We start from the raw sequence: 18203 nt of genomic DNA on the forward strand, positions 1-18203 counted from the left end.
TAGGTGTAACTTTATAAAACATAATTTTCTAATTAAAAACTTCCTCATTCTCGCCATCAAAACTGGCAAAAACCATACTCGGATGCGAATCTTGGTAGAAGACATTTCCTTTGCTATCAATGGCAATCGCACCAGCAAAACCATCAAAAGGAAGTAATTCTTTAAATGTTTTTTCAAAAGCTTTTTCTAGTGTAAAACCATCAGTAACTCGGGTTACAATTTTGGCTGCCACTGCTCCACTCACGATATCTTCACCAACGCCGGTTAAACTCACGCCACAAAATTCGTTGGCATAATTCCCGGCAACTGTTGCCGAATCTGATATTCTTCCCGGAATTTCAAAACCTTTTCCTCCTGTTGATGTCGCTACTGCAATTTTTCCATCCTTATCTAAAGCAACACAACCAACGGTTCCAATTCGCGTTGCGGCAAGTTTGGCTTCATATTCTGAACGTCGTTGTGGAATTTCGGTAGAAAATTGTTTGTATCCGTGTTCTCTGGCAAAGTTGGTTGCTCCGCTTCCACCCAGAACTTTATCATCATAATTCAATAAAACTTCAGCTACCTGAACCGGATTTTTTACTTCTTCAATATTGATAACGCCACTCATTTTCATTGTAGAACCATCCATCAACGAAGCACTCATTCTGATTTTTCCATCAGCCTGAATTTGAGAACCAATCCCAGCATTGAATAATTCATCATCTTCCAAAAATGAGGTCGCATAAACCACAGTTTCCAAAGCGGAATGTGTTTTCAAATAATCATAGGAATCTTTAACTATACGAAGCAATGCCTGCTGTTTGGCAACTTTGGTTTCGTGATTGGTTGAAGATTCAGAGAAAAATCCGCCGTGAATTATAATTTTCATTTTGAAATATTAGATATTAGATTTTAAATATTAGATATCTTAAATTTTGAAACATATTTAATATCTAAAATTTGATATTTAAAATTTAAACGTATTGCGACGATTTAATAGTCATTTTGAAAGTAGTCAAATCAAAAGTGTCATTAATACTCAACACATGTGTAACTAAATGGTTAATTGATATTGGTTGACCCAATTCGACTTGCGTTAGATTAGTGTCTTTAACTTCTCTTCCATCAACTAAGATTACTAATCCTGAGCCAATAGCTTCCATTTTTGTATTGTGTGTGATCAACAAACCTGTATCTTCTCCAAGTCCGATTCCGAGTACTTTTGGATTTCCAACAACCGCTTGAAACAAACGTCCAATTCGGCCACGTTGCACAAAATGCGTATCGATAATCACGCCGTCAATTAAACCCAAACCACTCGTGATTTTTACTTCGCCTTTCAGCAAAGCTTCGCTACTACTTCCTTGATAAATCATATTATTAGAAGCCGCAGCGGCACCGGCGGAAGTTCCGGCATACACAAAATCTTCGTTATGGTATTTGTCCAATAAAATATCGTGAAATGCTGTTCCGCCAAGAATAGAAGTCAATCGCAGCTGATCGCCACCAGTAAACATAACGACATCAGCAGCTTTCAAACGAGCCAAAACTTCAGGATTCATAGCTTGCTCACGACGTTCAATATTCAAAACATCAACGTTGTCTGCACCAAGATAATGAAGTGCTTTTACGTATTCCGGACCAATTTCTTTTGGAATTTTTGAAGCGGTTGTAATAACTTCAATACGAGAGTTGCCTTTATGTTTTGATTCGTCAATGATTCTTTTTAAAATACCTGCTTCAAAAAAGTTTAAATTCTTTGCTGCACTTTTATCCAAATCCGTCTCAGTGAAACTGCCTTTGTCAACAGCACCGCCAATAATTATTAGTTTTCCTTGTATATTCATGTGGGTAAAAATAGCAAAATCTTACTACTTACAAACCTTTTTTTTACTTTTTTGAAACCTTTTATTAACTTACTTATCAAGAAATAGAATTTAAAATCAACTTCGTAAATTATCTTATATTTGCCCAATGGAAATCAATCAGACGCGTATCAATAAATTTCTTTCCGAATCCGGATATTGCTCTCGTCGTGAAGCCGATAAATTATTGGATGAAGGGCGAATCACCATCAATGGAATCGTTCCTGAAATGGGGACAAAAGTTTCCATAGATGATGAAGTTCGCGTGGACGGAAAATTGGTTAGAGAAAAAAGAGAAAAACCAATTTATTTGGCATTCAACAAACCCATTGGTATTGAATGCACTACAAACCAAAGTGTTCGTGATAATATTGTCGATTACATCAATTATCCAAAGCGAATTTTCCCGATTGGACGTTTGGACAAAGCCAGCGAAGGATTGATTTTTATGACTGATGATGGCGATATTGTTAACAAAATTCTACGTGCCCGAAACAATCACGAAAAAGAATATGTGGTTACCGTTAACAAAGAAATTACCGATAGATTTATCCAAAAGATGAGCAACGGCGTTCCAATTTTGGATACGGTTACCCGAAAATGTAAAGTCGAACAAATCAGCAAATTTGTCTTTAAAATCATATTGACACAAGGTTTAAACCGACAAATTCGTCGAATGTGTGAATATCTTGATTATGAAGTTACCGCTTTGAAAAGAACCAGAATCATAAATATTTCTTTGGATGTTCATGTTGGTCGTTACAGAGAATTAACTGATGACGAAATCAAACAATTGAACAAACTGATTGAACCTTCGAGCAAAACTGAAGAAGCAAGTTTGCCAAAATCAGCTCCTGCTGGAAGTCGGAAGTTTGAAGATGGAAGACGAAATAAAAATCCTAATTCCTAAATCAACATGCTAAAAACAATTCTATACATAGCCATTGGTGGGGCAATCGGAAGCGTGCTTCGTTATCTGACATCAGTTTTAGTTTCCAAATTTTGTCCCGAAACTTCGGGATTCAATTTTCCGTTAGCGACATTTATTGCCAATGTTATTGGTTGCTTTTTAATTGGTTTATTCATTGGGATTTTAGCCAAAAACAATTTAACTGAAAGCCAATTAAAATGGTTTTTAGTAACCGGATTTTGTGGTGGTTACACGACTTTTTCTACTTTTGGAATGGAGAATTTCAATCTGTTTCAAAACAATAATTCTCTACTGGCATTTGGATACATGGCATTGAGCATTCTTCTTGGACTTTTTGCGGTTTGGTTTGGTCTTTTGCTGTCCAAATAAAACTTAAAATCTCCTTAATCTGTATAAACTGTATTTCATTTTTTAGTACATTCGCCAACGATGAAAAAAGAAGACATTTTAGCCATTCAAAATTTATTGGCAACAACGAAAAAAATTGCCATTATTCCACACCGAAGCCCAGACGGAGACGCTATGGGTTCCACCTTGGCATTGTATCATTTTCTTTTGAAATTAAATCACAAACCAATTGTAATTTCTCCAAATGATTTTCCAAATTTTTTAGCTTGGTTACCAAGTTCGGAAACCGTTTTGGTTTATGAAAATGATAGAGAAAATTGCACTAAAATATTGAAAGAAGCCGAACTGGTTTTTACTTTAGATTTTAATGCGCTACACAGAACCGGTGAAATGGAACAGGTTTTAAATAAACTTTCGGCGCCAATGATTATGGTTGATCATCATCAAAAACCGGATACTTATGCAACTATTACGTATTCTGATATTGCGATTGGTTCGACCTGCGAGATGATTTATAATCTGATTTCGTTTTTGGATAAAAAAGCATTGCTTGACAAAACCATAGCGACATGTATTTATACCGGAATTACAACCGATTCGGGTTCGTTTCGTTTTCCGTCAACAACAAGTACAACGCACCGAATTGTGGCCGATTTGATTGATTTAGGCATTGATAATAGTGAGATTCACAATCTATTGTTTGACGATAATTCAGCCAACAGATTACAACTTCTTGGAAGAGCTTTACAAAACATAAAAGTTTTTCCGGAATATAAAACCTCTTATATCAGGCTTTCGCAAAAAGAATTGGATGAATTTCATTATCAAAAAGGAGATACCGAAGGCGTTGTAAATTATGGTTTAAGCATAAAAGGAATTCATTTTTCTGCTATTTTTATCGAACATAAAGATGAAAATATTATTAAAATTTCATTCCGTTCGCAAGGTAATTTTGATGTGAATCAATTTGCCAGGGAACATTTCAATGGTGGTGGACATATCAATGCGGCCGGAGGAAAATCAAACGAAAGTATGAAAGCCACAACGAATAAATTTGAAGATTTAATTTCAAAAATAACAATCTAAAAGCATGAAAAACCTATCAAAAATACTATTGCTTTTTATCTTTTTTGTGACTTTCCTAAGTTGTAAACAACAGCAACAAGCTCGAATGCCGATTTCGCGTTCATCAGGAACATTTATGAAAGAATCAGCGGAGCGAAATAAAAAATTAATTGCCGGCGAAGAAGGGAAAATTGATTCTATCATTAAGAGCAATCCAAAAATACAATACATCGCATCCAAAAAAGGATATTGGTATCATTATCAAATTAAAAACGAACGCGATACGCTTCGCCCTAAAAAAGGAGATGTGGCTCAGTTTGATTATGAAATCATGGATTTGAAAGGGAATGTGGTGTATTCAGAAGTTGAATTGCGCCCACAAACTTATCTTGTTGACAAACAAAATATCCTAATGGGCTTGCGTGATGGAATTAAATTAATGCGTAAAAATGAAAAAGTAACTTTCCTATTTCCGTCGCATATGGCTTATGGTTATCATGGAGATAACAAACTTATTAAGTCAAACGAACCTATCATTTGCACAGTTACTTTGAATGATTTTAAACCAAAAGAAAAAATAATACCTCAAGTTAATTTACCAAAAAATGAATAAAACGATTTATCTTCTTATGTCCGTTATTACGCTGAGTTTTACTTCCTGTAAAGACGAATATAAAGACTTAAAAGATGGCTTATATGCCGAAATTGAAACCTCAAAAGGAACCATTTTATTAGAACTTGAATACCAAAAAGCGCCAGTTATTGTAGCCAATTTTGTTACGTTAGCCGAAGGCAAAAACCAATTTGTATCTCAAGAATTTAAAGGAAAACCTTTTTATGACGGCTTAAAATTTCACCGAGTTATCTCTAAATTAAATGGCGACAATGAAGATTTTATGATTCAAACTGGTGATCCTTTAGGAAATGGTTCAGGTGACGCAGGTTACAAGTGCAGAGATGAATTTACCGATTTGCATCATAACAAACCAGGTGTTTTATCGATGGCAAATTCAGGCCCAAATACAAACAGCAGTCAATTTTTTATTACTTTGGTTCCAACACCATGGTTAGACGGTAAACATTCTGTTTTTGGCTGTATTATAGGCGACGGAATGACTGTAGCTAGTTCTATTGTTAAAGATGATTACATCAAGAAAATTACTATCATTAGAAGAGGTGAAGCAGTTAAGAAGTTTGACGCAGTAAAAATCTTTAGTGATTATTTCAAAGCAGAAGCTGAAAATCAAAAGAAACAAGTTACCATTGATGAAGAAAACAAAAAAATCTATGATGCAAAATATAAAATAGTAAAAGAACAAAAAATTATATTTTTCAACGAATTAAAAAAATCAGCTACCAAAACATCTTCTGGGTTTAAATTTAAAATCACTCAAAAATCGAATGCTGATAAACCAAAAGATGGTGAAAACGTTTACATAGAATATGCGGGATTTTTAGAGGACGGAACACTTTTTGATACGAGCAGCCCAAATGTTGCCAAAGAATTTGGTAAGTTTGACGAACAAAGAGCGATGCAAAATGGATATTCGGCTTTGCCATATGTAATGGGTTCAAATAGAATGATTCCAGGTTTTGTAGAAGGATTAAGTAAATTAAAAAAGGGTGAAAAAGCAGTTTTCTTTATTCCATTCAATCTAGGTTACGGAGAACAAGGCGCTGGAAATGTGATTCCACCCAATGCCAACTTAATTTTTGAAGTCGAATTAAAAAAGTAAAATATAAATAGTAATAATCCATAAGTAATAAATTTATAAATCATGAGTAAAATTAAATTCAACATTCTTCTTTTAATTTGTCTTGGTATGATAAGTGCCACAGCACAAACTAAAAAGAGACCAGCTGCGAAACCAGCAACAAAATCAACAGTACAAAAATTTACTGTATCAGAAAAAAAACCAGCAACACCTTCAACTGATCAGGGAATATTTGCTGAAATTGAAACAGCAAAAGGGAAAATCGTTATTCAGTTAGAATATCAAAAAACACCAATTACGGTTGCCAATTTCGTATCGCTTGCTGAAGGAACAAATGCTTCTGTAGTAGATGAAAAACTAAAAGGGAAACCCTTTTATAATGGATTAAAGTTCCACAGAGTAATTGCAGACTTTATGATACAAGGTGGTGACCCACAAGGAAATGGTTCTGGTGGTCCAGGTTATGCATTTAAAGATGAGTTTACTGATGCAAAATTTGACAAAGCGGGAATTTTGGCAATGGCAAATTCGGGTCCAAAAACAAATGGTTCTCAATTCTTTATTACACATAAAAATACAGATTGGTTAACCGGTAAACACACAATTTTTGGTTATGTTATTACTGGACAAGATGTGGTAAATAAAATTGCTCAAGATGATGTAATAAATAAAATCACTATTGTTAGAAAAGGTGCTGAGGCTAAGAAATTTGATGCTGTTAAAACGTTTGCAGATTATATGGCAAACAAAGCTGGTGATGATGCAAAAGAAGAAGCCATTGCTGCTGAAAATCAAAAAAAACAAGTAGAATTAGAAGCCCAAAAAAAATCAGAATACAATACTAAATTTGGTCCTGTTATTGCGGCAAAAGCAAAATATTTAAATGACACCAAAGCTAATGCAACCGAAACTGCCAGTGGTTTAAAATATAAAATCATTAAAGCCGGTGCAGGTAAAAAACCTGCAGAAGGCACCAATGTTTATATTAACTATGCAGGTTACTTGGAAGATGGAAGTCTTTTTGACAGTAGCATGGAAAGCGTAAATAAAGAGTGCGGTAAATATGATGAAAACAGAGCGAAACAGAACGGCTATCAGCCGTTTCCTTTTCCTTACGGGAAGAAAGATGGTTTAATTCCTGGATTCCTTGAAGCATTAAGTTTGATGAATTATGGAGATACACTTTTGGCTTACATTCCTTCAAAATTAGGATATGGAGAAAGAGGCGCAGGAAATGTAATTCCACCAAACTCGAACATTATTTTTGAAGTTGAAATGTTGGAAACACTTCCAGTACCAGCAACAAAACCATAATAAACATAATTAAAAAAAGCCCCGATTTGAAGTTTCAAATCGGGGCTTTTTTTATTCTTTTTTCTTCATAAAAAGATAATATACCGGAATTCCCAATGCTACAATAAACAAACCTAAACCAGTATTTCGAGTATCATAAATCAATAAATCAATACAAATTAGCCCCGTAATAATCATATACAATATGGGAACAAAAGGATAACCAAATGCTTTGTAAGGCCGTTCGGTATCGGGTTCTTTTTTGCGGAGAATAAATAAACCTCCTATCGTTAAAATATAAAACAGCAAGGAGGCAAAAGTCGCATAGGCCAACAAATCTCCGTAACGCCCTGTCAAACACAAGAAACAAGCCCAAAGACATTGCACCCATAACGCTTTTGCAGGAACATCATAATTGTTTAATTCTCCCGCTTGTTTGAAGAACAAACCATCTTTTGCCATCGCATAAAACAATCTTCCTCCCGACAAAATCAATCCAATATTGCATCCAAAAGTAGACACCATAATTAATCCTGCCATAACTAAAACTCCGATATTTCCAACAATAGCGCTGGCTGCTGCAGCTCCTACTCTATCTTGGCTGGCAAACATAATTCCGTTTTGAACTACAGTTCCATCCGGTGTTCCGTTTAATGGTAATAACGCCAGATAAGCAATATTGGCCAAAATATAAATTATGGTAACAATCAATGTTCCTAAAAACAAACTTCTCGGGATATTCTTTTTTGGTTCTTTAATTTCACCTGCAATAAAGGTTACGTTGTTCCAAGCATCACTCGAAAACAATGAATTTATTATCGTTGCTCCCATTGCCCCAACCAACGCGATTCCTGATAATTTGGTAATAGTCAAAGTACCATTTTCTTCCAAAACTGTTTTCTTTGCTTCCCACATATTGGCAAAGTTATCAGCAAAAGTATTGGTGTGGAAACCTATGTAAATACCTAACGTTATCAAGGCAAACAATGCAATCAACTTAGCAGATGTAAAAAGCACCTGAATTATTTTTCCGCTTCTGATGCCTTTGGTATTGATATAAGTTAGTAAAGCGATAATAAACATGGCTAAAAACTGCTTGTTCGTGAACGAAAAACTTTCACCAATATTCAGGATTTTATTTTCTAAAAACGGAAAGAAAACCGCCGTATAATTAGAAAAAGCTACTGCAACCGCAGCAATAGTTCCGGTTTGAATTACTGTAAAAACGGTCCAGCCGTATAAGAATGAAATCAATTTTCCGTAAGCACGTTGAATGTAAACATATTGTCCGCCGGCATTGGGCATCATTCCGGCCAACTCGCCATAACTTAAGGCAGCTGACATAGTCAACAATCCTGTGACTAACCAAATTACTAATATCCACGCAGCAGAACCAACATCTCTCGCCATAGCTGCGGTTACTAAAAAGATTCCCGAACCTATCATAGAACCTGCCACCAAACTCGTGGCGTCTAATAATCCTAAAGAGCGTTTTAATTCGTGTTTTTCTTCCATGTTTTTGGTTTTTTGTTTTTGGTTTTTTGTTAGTTGTTTTAAAACATTTCACTGTTTACTGCTACTGCAAACCTGCCTGCCGGCAGTCAGGCTGAACACTAGAGCTTCTTCGCTTCATTCCAGAACACGTCCATCTCAGCTAAAGTCATATCCATTAGTGGTTTTCCGAGTTCGCCAGCTTTGCTTTCGAGATACATAAATCGCTTTATGAATTTTTTATTAGTGCGTTCCAAGGCATCTTCTGGATTTACTTTTAGAAATCGGGCGTAATTAATCATCGAGAACAATACATCTCCAAACTCGGCTTCTATTTTCTCTTGATTTCCTGATTTAACTTCTTCCTGTAATTCCTGTAATTCTTCCTGCACTTTGTCCCAAACCTGATGCGGTTCTTCCCAATCGAAGCCAACACCTTTTACTTTATCCTGAATTCGACTTGCTTTTACCAAAGCTGGCAAACTCTTTGGAACACCTTCTAAAACTGATTTTTTTCCTTCTTTCAGTTTCAGCTTTTCCCAGTTTTGCTTTACTTCTTCTTCATCTGCAACGACAACATCGCTGTAAATATGTGGGTGACGATGGATTAATTTTTCACAAATGTCATTGCAAACATCAGCCATATCAAAAGCGCTGGTTTCGCTACCAATCTTGGCGTAAAAAACAATATGCAACAACAAGTCGCCTAGTTCTTTTTTGATTTCGGGCAAATCGTTATTTAAAATCGCTTCACCCAATTCATAGGTTTCTTCAATAGTAAGATGACGCAGACTTTCAAACGTTTGCTTTTCATCCCATGGACATTTTTCTCGCAAATCATCCATAATATCAAGTAATCTGTTGAAAGCTTCAAGTTGCTGTTGGCGTGTGTTCATTGAAATATTAGATTTTAAATTTCTGATATTAAATATGTCAAAAGATATTTAAAATTTGATATCTGATATTTAATATTACTCGTAAAAATAAAAAATCCTATCACTGAAATTTAGCAATAGGATTAATATTTATTAGAAAGTAATTAACTATTTTTTGGTTTTAGGTTTAGCTTCTTTCTTAGCTTTAACCTCTTCTATAACTTGTTCTTTTACTTCTTCAACGTCATCTACTTTTGGCTCTTCTTTAGAAACCATTCCTTTTGCTTGAAGAATATTGTACCAATTCAATAATTTTTTGATATCTGAAGCATAAACTCTGTCTTGATCATAATCAGGTAAAATCTCTTGAAAATAAGCAATTAATTTAGCATTGTCTTCTTTGTGTGAAACCGACGTTAGCCCTTCATTTTCTTTGACAGCAATTGCTCGCATGATTTCTACCAAAGGTTTTTCTTCTGAATAAGTGTACATCGATATTTCTGAAAGCAAGCTGACATTACTTCTCAATCCAACTGTAATTTTCTTTCCGTCTAGTAATGATTCTGCTAAAAAACCCGAACGCGTTTGTAATTTCAATTCAAACAATCCTGGTTTTCCGGCAATAGCTAATATTTTTTCTACGTTCATTTTTTAATTTAATTTATGGGACAAATATATATAATTCAAATTCCATTTTTATAAATTCCAAATCTTAATCCCGAAGTTTCGGGACTAAGTTCCAAATAAGCATCAAATTTAAAATTTCAAAAAATAGTTTTGCCATTTGAAATTTTAGTTTTGCTACTTGTTAATTATTTGGAATTTGTTATTTGCATTTTGAAATTTTTTAGTTTCTTCCTTTTTTATTGGCAAATTTCATTCTGTAATCAGGGAAAGCTTTGCCATCCATAATGTTTTGCAACTTCTTTTTAATCAGTGTTTTTTTTAGGGTCGAAATTTTATCGGTAAACAAAACTCCTTCAATATGATCATATTCATGTTGAATTACACGGGCAATCAAGCCATCAAAAACTTCAGTCTTTCTGACAAAATTCTCTTCGCAATATTCAATGGTTATTCTTTCGTTGCGATACACATCTTCGCGAACATCAGGAATACTTAAACAGCCTTCATTAAATCCCCATTCTTCACCATCTTCCAAAAGCATTTTGGCGTTGATAAAAGTCTTTTTAAAGTTTTTTAATTGCAGTTGCTCTTCTGTTGTCAAATCATTGCTATCACTAAAAGGTTCGGTATCGATTATAAACAAACGAATTGGCAAACCTACTTGTGGCGCGGCTAATCCAACTCCAAAAGCATTGTACATTGTATCATACATATTGTTAATAATGGCCGAAAGATTAGGATAATCAGAAGAAATTTCCTCTCCAACTTGTCGCAAAACGGGCTCACCATAACCGTAAATAGGAATAATCATTTTTTGATTTTTTTTGCAAAAATACGGAAATTAAATCATTTTTCGTGTCAGATAATCTTGAAGTAAAATGGTGGCTGCAATTTCATCAACCAATCCTTTATTTTGACGTTGCTTCTTTTTTAATCCACTATCAATCATCGTTTGAAATGCCATTTTTGAAGTAAATCGTTCATCTACTCTCACTATTGGCATTTCGGGAAAAGCGGTTTTAAAAGCAGTAACAAATTTCTCAATAATTGGAGTGCTTTCCGATGGTTCGCCATTCATTTGCTTTGGTTCACCGATAAGTACTTTGGAAACATTTTCTTTTGAAAAATAAGTAGTTAAAAAAGCAATTGCGGTTTCTGATGGAATCGTTGTTAATCCGGAAGCAATGATTTGCAACTCATCGGTAACGGCAATTCCGGTGCGTTTTATTCCATAATCGATAGCGAGAATTCTTGACATATTTATAAAATTACCAAGCAAATATACTCAAGTCAGTTAAGATTTGACAAAAAAAATCCTCACCAAAGGCAAGGATTTATATATTAGAATAGGTTTGCTTTATTTAATTGCTTCCAATTTAGCTACTGCCTTTTTTCCGCTATGTAAATGAAGCATGCTTCCTTCAATCATATAATTATCTGTTTTTTGAATGGTTTTGATAAAATCATTTTCAAAACTGATGTTATCGCATGAACTTTTAGTTCCCACAATTTTTGAGAACCCTAATTTGTTAGTTGCTTTCATAAAAAAAGTTCCTTTAATAGTGTTGCATCCTGTAAAAGCCTCAAACTTCCCACTTTTAGAATCAAAGTTTATAAAATAATCTCTTTTAGTAGCAGGTACAACAGCATTTCCATTTAATTCAACTAATTTCCATTTGGTTTCGGCTAAAGCAAATCTACCTTTTGATGGGTCAGTTGATGTTGTCGATGTTGATGTTGAATTTTTGTTTAACAATTTAACATCCGACGAATCACTTTCTGTTGATGTAGAATCATAGCTAACTGTATCTGTAACTTCAACTCTATCTTGTTGAACTTCGGTAGAATCATTTGTACTTTCAACCTCTGTTGACTCATTGTTCTTACAACTTGTTAAAGCAAAAAATAAAACTGTAATGGTAAAATAAATATTCTTCATAAATTTTAAGGTATAGTAATTTGTACTATATGCGACAAAAGTAAACGTATGTGAAGAGTAAAAAATTATACAATTTTTATGATTCATTACACAATCTCAACATCATTTAGTAGCTAAGAATTTTGCTAGCTCATTTTTTCTTTCACCAAAGAACGTCAAGATTTCCCTATCTAATTTGTAGCTTGTCACCTGAACTAACATGGCTCCAAATTTATCCTCCAATGTCATATCCGGGCACGCCATTCTGGTCATTATCACTTCAGAAAAATCCAATATATCAGATGATGGCATAACATAATTTCCTGCAATGCTGTTACAACCTGCAAACGCGGTAAATCTTGCATCTTTGGAATTCAGTTTCAAAAAGTAAACTTTATTGCCTATTTGTTTGACTGTCTTTTTGTTTAATGAAACTAATCTCCATTTAGTTTCCGCCAAAGTAAATCTTCCAACTGCTGGATTTACATTTTTAATCACGGTTGTAGCTTCTATTCTGCTGTTTAAATCGACAGTGACATTATTTTCTTCACTAGTTTCAATAGCAGAAGTATCGTTGGGCTGTTTTGAAAAGACATATTCGCCGGCCAAGTTTCCTGTTATTTTTTTACCATAAATGTCGAGTTGTGTCAATGTGTTTTCACCAACTAAATATTGATTTGGCCCATTTTTCACATCCGTTAAAATAATAATTGTTCCTTTTTTATTCCATGTAAAATTTCCTTTCTTCACAAATACTTTATCACCTTTTCCCTCGTATTTTGTTTTAACCCTAAACGTTGAATTTTCATTGATTGCGATTTCAGTATCTAAACCTTCACAATCAGCGCAAGGAAGAATTCCTCTGTAAGTTCCAATATAATCTAAAGAATTTTTAGCGTTGTGGGAATTAGCAACAGCATTCATTATGGAATCCGTTTTTAATTCAACTTCATTTTTTGATGGCTTTTGACAGCTGGCTATAAGTACTAATAAAAAGAGTAAAGTATATTTTTTCATAGAAATAATAGTAAGTTTCAAAAATATCAAATCAATTCATAAGTTAAAGTTAAATAAAATTCAATTTTAACAATCGTCTAAAAAAGGTATCTTTGTGCAAATTCAAAAAACATGACCAATTTACAATCCATTATTGAAAAAGCTTGGGATAACCGAGAATTATTAAAAGACGAAACTACACTAAAAACCATCCGAGAAGTTATAGCATTACTTGATTCAGGTACTTTGCGTGTTGCTGAACCAACTGTTGACGGTTGGCAAGTAAACGAATGGGTGAAAAAAGCGGTTGTGATGTATTTCCCGATTCAGAAAATGGAAACCTGGGAAGCCGGAATTTTTGAATACCACGATAAAATGTTGCTAAAAACCGGTTATGCCGAAAAAGGGATACGTGTAGTTCCTCCAGCAACTGCAAGATATGGCGCTTACATTTCTAAAGGTGTGATTTTGATGCCAAGTTATGTAAATATTGGAGCATATGTAGACGAAGGAACTATGGTTGATACATGGGCAACGGTTGGAAGTTGTGCCCAAATTGGTAAAGATGTGCATCTTTCAGGTGGCGTTGGAATTGGTGGTGTTTTAGAACCGTTGCAAGCTGCTCCAGTTATTATCGAAGATGGCGCTTTTATTGGCTCGCGTTGTATTGTTGTTGAAGGTGTTCGTGTCGAAAAAGAAGCTGTTCTTGGTGCCAATGTTTGTCTGACTGCATCCACTAAAATCATTGATGTTACAGGAATCGAACCTATAGAATACAAAGGATTTGTACCAGCTCGTTCGGTTGTGATTCCGGGAAGTTATACTAAGAAATTTGCTGCAGGCGATTTTCAAGTGCCCTGCGCTTTGATTATTGGAACCAGAAAACCATCTACCGATTTGAAAACATCGCTTAATAATGCCTTGAGAGAATATGATGTAGCGGTATAATCCAATACGTTTTTTATAAAATTAAAGTCTATGAACTGATTGCTTGTTTAGCGAGTTCATAGATTTTTTTTATTTGTTTTTCCTGATAGTGATTTTCAACAATGTGGTTTCGTCCGCTCATTCCCATTTCTTTTGCTTTTTCGGGATTTTCCAGAAGCTGAATCATATAATCTGCCATTGCATTTTCATCTTTTTCTTCAACTAAAAAGCCTGTTTTTCCGTGAATTACAGCTTCTTTTATTCCGCCATGCAATGTGCTGACAACCGGAAGTGCTGAAGCGCTTGCTTCCAAAATGCCAAGTGGCGTTCCTTCCATATCACCATTTGGAGCAGTTATTGAATGTTGCACAAATGCTAGTGAATTTGCCATAAGATTCGCAATTTCATCCGAATTCTTTATTCCCGGAAAATCAACAGCATTTGCTATGCCTAATTCCTGAACTAACTTTTCACATTCTTCGTACATTCCGTTTTTTCCACCAACCATAACCAATTTAGCATCCGGAAACTGCTGCAAAGCCTTATAAAATGCTCTTATGGTATAAAGTGGTCCTTTTTTTTCTGTAAAACGACCAACGCCAAGAAACGTATTTTTGTTCGTATTATTTCCAGAAGGTTTGAATTTGTCAACATCAACACCATAAGGAATAAGTTTTATTTTCTCCGGAATGGCTCCGGCAGCAATAAGCCTTTTTTTCATTTCTTCCGAAACGGCGATGGTATAGGTTGCATAAGCAAACATTTCCTTGTACTTATTACTGTATTCCTGCAAGAGTTTTTTATCTGTGGCATCGTGACCATGAAAAATAACCAATAACGGTATGTTCAACGCTTTGCAAACAGGCGTCATGTGTGCGCCAGGCATTCCGTAGTTTGCCAAGACAACATCTATTTTATTGTCTTTCAGGTATTTTTTCACACCGTAATTCCCAAAAAAATTATTTCGTCCTAAAACTACTTTTAGCGCTTTATGCAAACCCCAAAACAATTTCGAATTGAGTAATGTCCCATCTTCTTTTTTTTCAGGAAGTCGTCCGCTATGAATAGTATAAACCTCGGCCCAATTTGAAAAAACTGCTATTTGGTCCCGAATAAACGTTTCGGAGTAAGCATTTCGACTCGAACGTGTTATACAAATACGCATAAGTAAGACTTTATTAAAGATTAACCCGTTGGGTGTAATTCAAATTTGATTTTTTTTAAACACATAGAAACATAGTTTTTAATGTTTTTTTAGAGGCGTTTCACTTTTTTGAAGCAAATCATAGCTTTGTGAAACCAAGAATTGGTCTATCCCATTCTTTTTTCTATGTTTCTATGTGTTTAAATTTTATGATTATTTACTAATTCTAATTTTATATTAATTACGACCTACGGGTTAAAGATTAGAATCTATTCCGATTGGCGTTTTAATTACTTTATTTTTTAGAGTGTTGGCTCTGATATCGTAGTTTTTCTTCCAGGTTTCTTTGTTTACATAACCTCGTTTGTGGTCAAGATGCACACAAATAGCGGAATACCTGATTTGCTTTGATTTCAAACCTTTATTAAATAATCTTTCGCCTAATTCACGGTCTTGCCCACCATATTGCATTTCCTGATTGAATCCGTTTACAGCAACTAAATCCTTCTTCCAGCCTGAAGAATTATGACCGTTCCAAGAAGCATTTGTTGGTGTTATGAAATTCAGGATTTTGGCAGAAATTCCAGAAGCAATAAATTTTATATTCTTACCGCTCGATTTTAATCCTTGTGATTTAAGCCAATTCAGGTTGAAACAATTTTGGGCAACAATATCTTCTTTAGTGATTGCTTTTGAAATCTCCATCGGCAGTTTATAATAGCCGCCCGAAAGGAAATAACCTGCTTCTCTATATTTCATATGAACTTCAACAAAGTCTTCTCTCGGAATGCAATCGCCATCGGTAAAAATTAAATAATCAGAAGTCGAAGCTATAATCGCTTTGTTCAGAATTTGCGATTTTTGAAAACCATTATCTTCCTGCCAAACATGGATTATCGGAATGGAAATTTCAGAACGTAATCTGTCAATTAAAACTTTTGTAGCTTCACGCGAACCATCATCGGCAATGATAATTTCAAAATCTTTGAAGGTTTGCACACTTAAACCTATAATGGTTTTTTCGAGCCAATCTTCCGAATTATATGTACTAAAAATAACCGATGCTGTCATGGTTGTTCTGTTAATCGTTGCAAAATTATATATTATTTTGAAGCGTTGAGTATAATTATTTTATATTTCCAATTTACAGCAATTTGTCACACTGAGCTTGTCGAAGTGCTTTCCCATTGTCTTCGACAAGCTCAGACTGACATTTGTGTTCTAATTGTGTTTATCTATTCCCGCTTCTATTCGGGTGATTTTATTCTTTTTATTGAATTTCCGAACTTCGATATTATAGGCAACCTTTTCTGGATTAACATAACTTCTGGAATGATCTAAATGCACACAAATCGCGCTGTAGCGAATTTGCTTTGAAAACAATCCTAAATTAAATAATCGCTCTCCCATTTCCCGGTCTTCGCCACCATAATCCAGCAATTCATTGAAACCATTTATTGCCAATATATCCGATTTAAATCCGGAAGAATTATGCCCATTCCAAGAGCGTTTTGTTGGCGTTACCCAATTCATAAAAGCAGCAAAATAAAGATTGTGAACAAGTTTGGTAATTTTAAAATTGAGTTTCAATCCTTGCTTTTTGAGCCACGAAGCTTTGAAACAATTTTGGGCAAGAATGTCTTCATCTGTAATAGCTTTTGAAATCTTCATTGGAAGTTTAAAATAACCACCAGAAAGGAAATAGCCTTTCTCCTTTTGCCTAAGATGATTGGCAACAAAATCTTTCCTCGGAATGCAATCGCCATCGGTAAACAATAAATAATCTGAATTCGATTTTAGAATGGCTGAGTTTAGGATTCGGCATTTTCTGAAACCTTTGTCTTCGTGCCAAACGTGAAGTATAGGATACTTAAATTTATCTTGGAATGATTCGGCAATAGCTTTCGTTTTATTGGTCGAACCATCATCGGCAACTATAATCTCAAAATCAGTTGCAGTTTGAATAGTATAGCCAAGCAACACCTTGTGCAACCATTCTTCTGAATTGTAAGTCGAGATAATTATAGACAACTTCATACTATACAAACATAAAGAATAATTCGGATTTTAAGCAAAAGTAACCGTATCGTTTTTGGACTTCAAAAAAAAAGTTAATTTTACCACCCGAGACCGAAGGTCAAACTGTACGAAGTAAAAAAATTCATCCATGTTTAAACATTATTTAATTACCCGATTTAATCTAAGAGCCGATTATTGGGATGTTACCAAAAACAATGAGCAGTTATTAACCGATGAATGGATGGACAACCGAATGTGGTTGTTTGAAAATTTTTGTTTTCCTTCTGTGGTTGGACAAACGAATCAGAATTTTGAATGGTTGTTGTATTTTGATACCAACACCAAAGAAATTTATAAAAACAGAATTCTGGAATTAGTTGCCAATCAACCCAATTTCAAAGTGTTTTTTGTGGATGCGATGCCTTCGTTTATGCCTGAATTATTGAAATACATTGCTCAGGAAACAAAAGATATTCCCTATTTGATTACCACTAGAATCGACAATGACGATAGTATTCATGTGGATTTTATCAATGAAGTTCAGAAACAGTTTAACCAACAAGAATATCGCGCAATTGATTTTATAAAAGGCTATTCGTTGCAAATTGAACCAATTTATATACTTGGGAAAAAAGAACAGCTTTTCAATCCGTTTATCAGTTTGATTGAGAAAAACGAAAATCCAAATACCGCTTTTTATCAAGACCACCGATTTTGGAAAAGAGACAAAAAAGTAACACAGCTTAGAGAAAAAAGATTGTGGTTGTCAATCATTCATCAACGAAATAAAATCAACAAATTTGACGGTTACGGATTGGTAAAATGGGAAGCGTTAAGAAAGGATTTTGCCCTTTCAGGAGAAATCAATAAACTAATAATGGAAAAAACTATTCCCTATAGCGGTTGGTTTTTTACCAGCGTCAAAAATCAGTTTGTACAAACATTTGAATTAAATTTCAAACTTCTAAAAAGAAAACTTGGTTTGTATAACGCCAAATAATCGGTGT

Annotated in this window: 20 protein-coding genes; 8 read left to right on the plus strand and 12 right to left on the minus strand. The window is 34.5% G+C overall.

Going from position 1 to position 18203, the window contains the following annotated elements; all coding sequences use genetic code 11:
- Window positions 1–28: 28 nt before the first annotated feature.
- Both RMN97_RS04460 and RMN97_RS04465 read right to left on the minus strand, forming a co-directional pair.
- Window positions 29–871, minus strand: a complete 843-nt coding sequence (locus tag RMN97_RS04460) for an isoaspartyl peptidase/L-asparaginase (RefSeq protein ID WP_309613326.1) — start codon at window positions 869–871, stop codon at window positions 29–31.
- Window positions 872–956: 85 nt separating this feature from the next.
- Window positions 957–1829, minus strand: coding sequence for a cyanophycinase (locus tag RMN97_RS04465; RefSeq protein WP_309613327.1), 873 nt, complete (start codon window positions 1827–1829; stop codon window positions 957–959).
- Between the two features lie 127 nt (window positions 1830–1956).
- Between RMN97_RS04465 and rluF the strand changes: the two genes are divergently transcribed.
- The 6 genes from rluF to RMN97_RS04495 are packed head-to-tail and all read left to right on the plus strand — an operon-like array spanning window position 1957 to window position 7220.
- On the plus strand, window positions 1957–2757 hold the full coding sequence (rluF, locus tag RMN97_RS04470) for a 23S rRNA pseudouridine(2604) synthase RluF (RefSeq protein ID WP_309613328.1): 801 nt from the start codon (window positions 1957–1959) through the stop codon (window positions 2755–2757).
- Window positions 2758–2763: 6 nt separating this feature from the next.
- Window positions 2764–3147 (plus strand): fluoride efflux transporter CrcB, encoded by a 384-nt coding sequence (crcB, locus tag RMN97_RS04475; protein WP_309613329.1) that lies wholly within the window; start codon window positions 2764–2766, stop codon window positions 3145–3147.
- 60 nt (window positions 3148–3207) lie between these two features.
- Complete coding sequence (locus RMN97_RS04480; protein WP_309613330.1) at window positions 3208–4212, plus strand: bifunctional oligoribonuclease/PAP phosphatase NrnA; 1005 nt, start codon at window positions 3208–3210, stop codon at window positions 4210–4212.
- 4 nt (window positions 4213–4216) lie between these two features.
- Window positions 4217–4804, plus strand: coding sequence for a gliding motility-associated peptidyl-prolyl isomerase GldI (gene gldI, locus RMN97_RS04485; protein ID WP_309613331.1), 588 nt, complete (start codon window positions 4217–4219; stop codon window positions 4802–4804).
- Window positions 4797–5927 carry a peptidylprolyl isomerase gene (locus RMN97_RS04490; RefSeq protein ID WP_309613332.1) on the plus strand — a complete coding sequence of 377 codons (1131 nt, stop codon included), beginning with the start codon at window positions 4797–4799 and terminating at the stop codon, window positions 5925–5927. Before gldI ends, RMN97_RS04490 begins: the two co-directional genes overlap by 8 nt.
- Window positions 5928–5978: 51 nt before the next feature.
- A complete protein-coding gene (locus RMN97_RS04495) occupies window positions 5979–7220 on the plus strand; it encodes a peptidylprolyl isomerase (RefSeq protein ID WP_309613392.1) in 1242 nt (413 codons plus the stop codon).
- A gap of 51 nt (window positions 7221–7271) precedes the next feature.
- Here RMN97_RS04495 and RMN97_RS04500 read toward each other — a convergent pair whose 3' ends face one another.
- From RMN97_RS04500 to RMN97_RS04530, 7 genes are all read right to left on the minus strand, one after another.
- Window positions 7272–8714 carry an amino acid permease gene (locus tag RMN97_RS04500; RefSeq protein WP_309613333.1) on the minus strand — a complete coding sequence of 481 codons (1443 nt, stop codon included), beginning with the start codon at window positions 8712–8714 and terminating at the stop codon, window positions 7272–7274.
- A 98-nt stretch (window positions 8715–8812) separates the two neighbouring features.
- Window positions 8813–9586 (minus strand): nucleoside triphosphate pyrophosphohydrolase, encoded by a 774-nt coding sequence (mazG, locus tag RMN97_RS04505; RefSeq protein WP_309613334.1) that lies wholly within the window; start codon window positions 9584–9586, stop codon window positions 8813–8815.
- A 147-nt stretch (window positions 9587–9733) separates the two neighbouring features.
- Entirely contained in the window at window positions 9734–10213 is a 480-nt protein-coding gene (locus RMN97_RS04510; RefSeq protein ID WP_309613335.1) for a DUF5606 domain-containing protein, read from the minus strand.
- Window positions 10214–10412: 199 nt separating this feature from the next.
- Window positions 10413–11003, minus strand: a complete 591-nt coding sequence (def, locus tag RMN97_RS04515) for a peptide deformylase (protein ID WP_309613336.1) — start codon at window positions 11001–11003, stop codon at window positions 10413–10415.
- Window positions 11004–11033: 30 nt separating this feature from the next.
- Window positions 11034–11450 carry a Holliday junction resolvase RuvX gene (gene ruvX, locus RMN97_RS04520; RefSeq protein WP_309613337.1) on the minus strand — a complete coding sequence of 139 codons (417 nt, stop codon included), beginning with the start codon at window positions 11448–11450 and terminating at the stop codon, window positions 11034–11036.
- A gap of 99 nt (window positions 11451–11549) precedes the next feature.
- Window positions 11550–12131, minus strand: a complete 582-nt coding sequence (locus RMN97_RS04525; protein ID WP_309613338.1) for an META domain-containing protein — start codon at window positions 12129–12131, stop codon at window positions 11550–11552.
- Between the two features lie 102 nt (window positions 12132–12233).
- Window positions 12234–13127 (minus strand): copper resistance protein NlpE N-terminal domain-containing protein, encoded by an 894-nt coding sequence (locus RMN97_RS04530; protein ID WP_309613339.1) that lies wholly within the window; start codon window positions 13125–13127, stop codon window positions 12234–12236.
- A 111-nt stretch (window positions 13128–13238) separates the two neighbouring features.
- Between RMN97_RS04530 and RMN97_RS04535 the strand changes: the two genes are divergently transcribed.
- Window positions 13239–14054, plus strand: coding sequence for a 2,3,4,5-tetrahydropyridine-2,6-dicarboxylate N-succinyltransferase (locus tag RMN97_RS04535; protein WP_309613340.1), 816 nt, complete (start codon window positions 13239–13241; stop codon window positions 14052–14054).
- 28 nt (window positions 14055–14082) lie between these two features.
- Here RMN97_RS04535 and RMN97_RS04540 read toward each other — a convergent pair whose 3' ends face one another.
- The 3 genes from RMN97_RS04540 to RMN97_RS04550 form a co-directional block, all read right to left on the minus strand.
- Entirely contained in the window at window positions 14083–15198 is a 1116-nt protein-coding gene (locus tag RMN97_RS04540; protein ID WP_309613341.1) for a glycosyltransferase, read from the minus strand.
- Between the two features lie 234 nt (window positions 15199–15432).
- Window positions 15433–16248 carry a glycosyltransferase family 2 protein gene (locus RMN97_RS04545; protein ID WP_309613342.1) on the minus strand — a complete coding sequence of 272 codons (816 nt, stop codon included), beginning with the start codon at window positions 16246–16248 and terminating at the stop codon, window positions 15433–15435.
- A gap of 150 nt (window positions 16249–16398) precedes the next feature.
- Window positions 16399–17214 carry a glycosyltransferase family 2 protein gene (locus RMN97_RS04550; RefSeq protein ID WP_309613343.1) on the minus strand — a complete coding sequence of 272 codons (816 nt, stop codon included), beginning with the start codon at window positions 17212–17214 and terminating at the stop codon, window positions 16399–16401.
- Window positions 17215–17344: 130 nt separating this feature from the next.
- Between RMN97_RS04550 and RMN97_RS04555 the strand changes: the two genes are divergently transcribed.
- Complete coding sequence (locus RMN97_RS04555; RefSeq protein ID WP_309613344.1) at window positions 17345–18196, plus strand: glycosyltransferase; 852 nt, start codon at window positions 17345–17347, stop codon at window positions 18194–18196.
- Window positions 18197–18203: the final 7 nt, after the last annotated feature.

This window comes from Flavobacterium sp. (assembly GCF_031381455.1).
Classification (GTDB): Bacteria; Bacteroidota; Bacteroidia; order Flavobacteriales; family Flavobacteriaceae; genus Flavobacterium.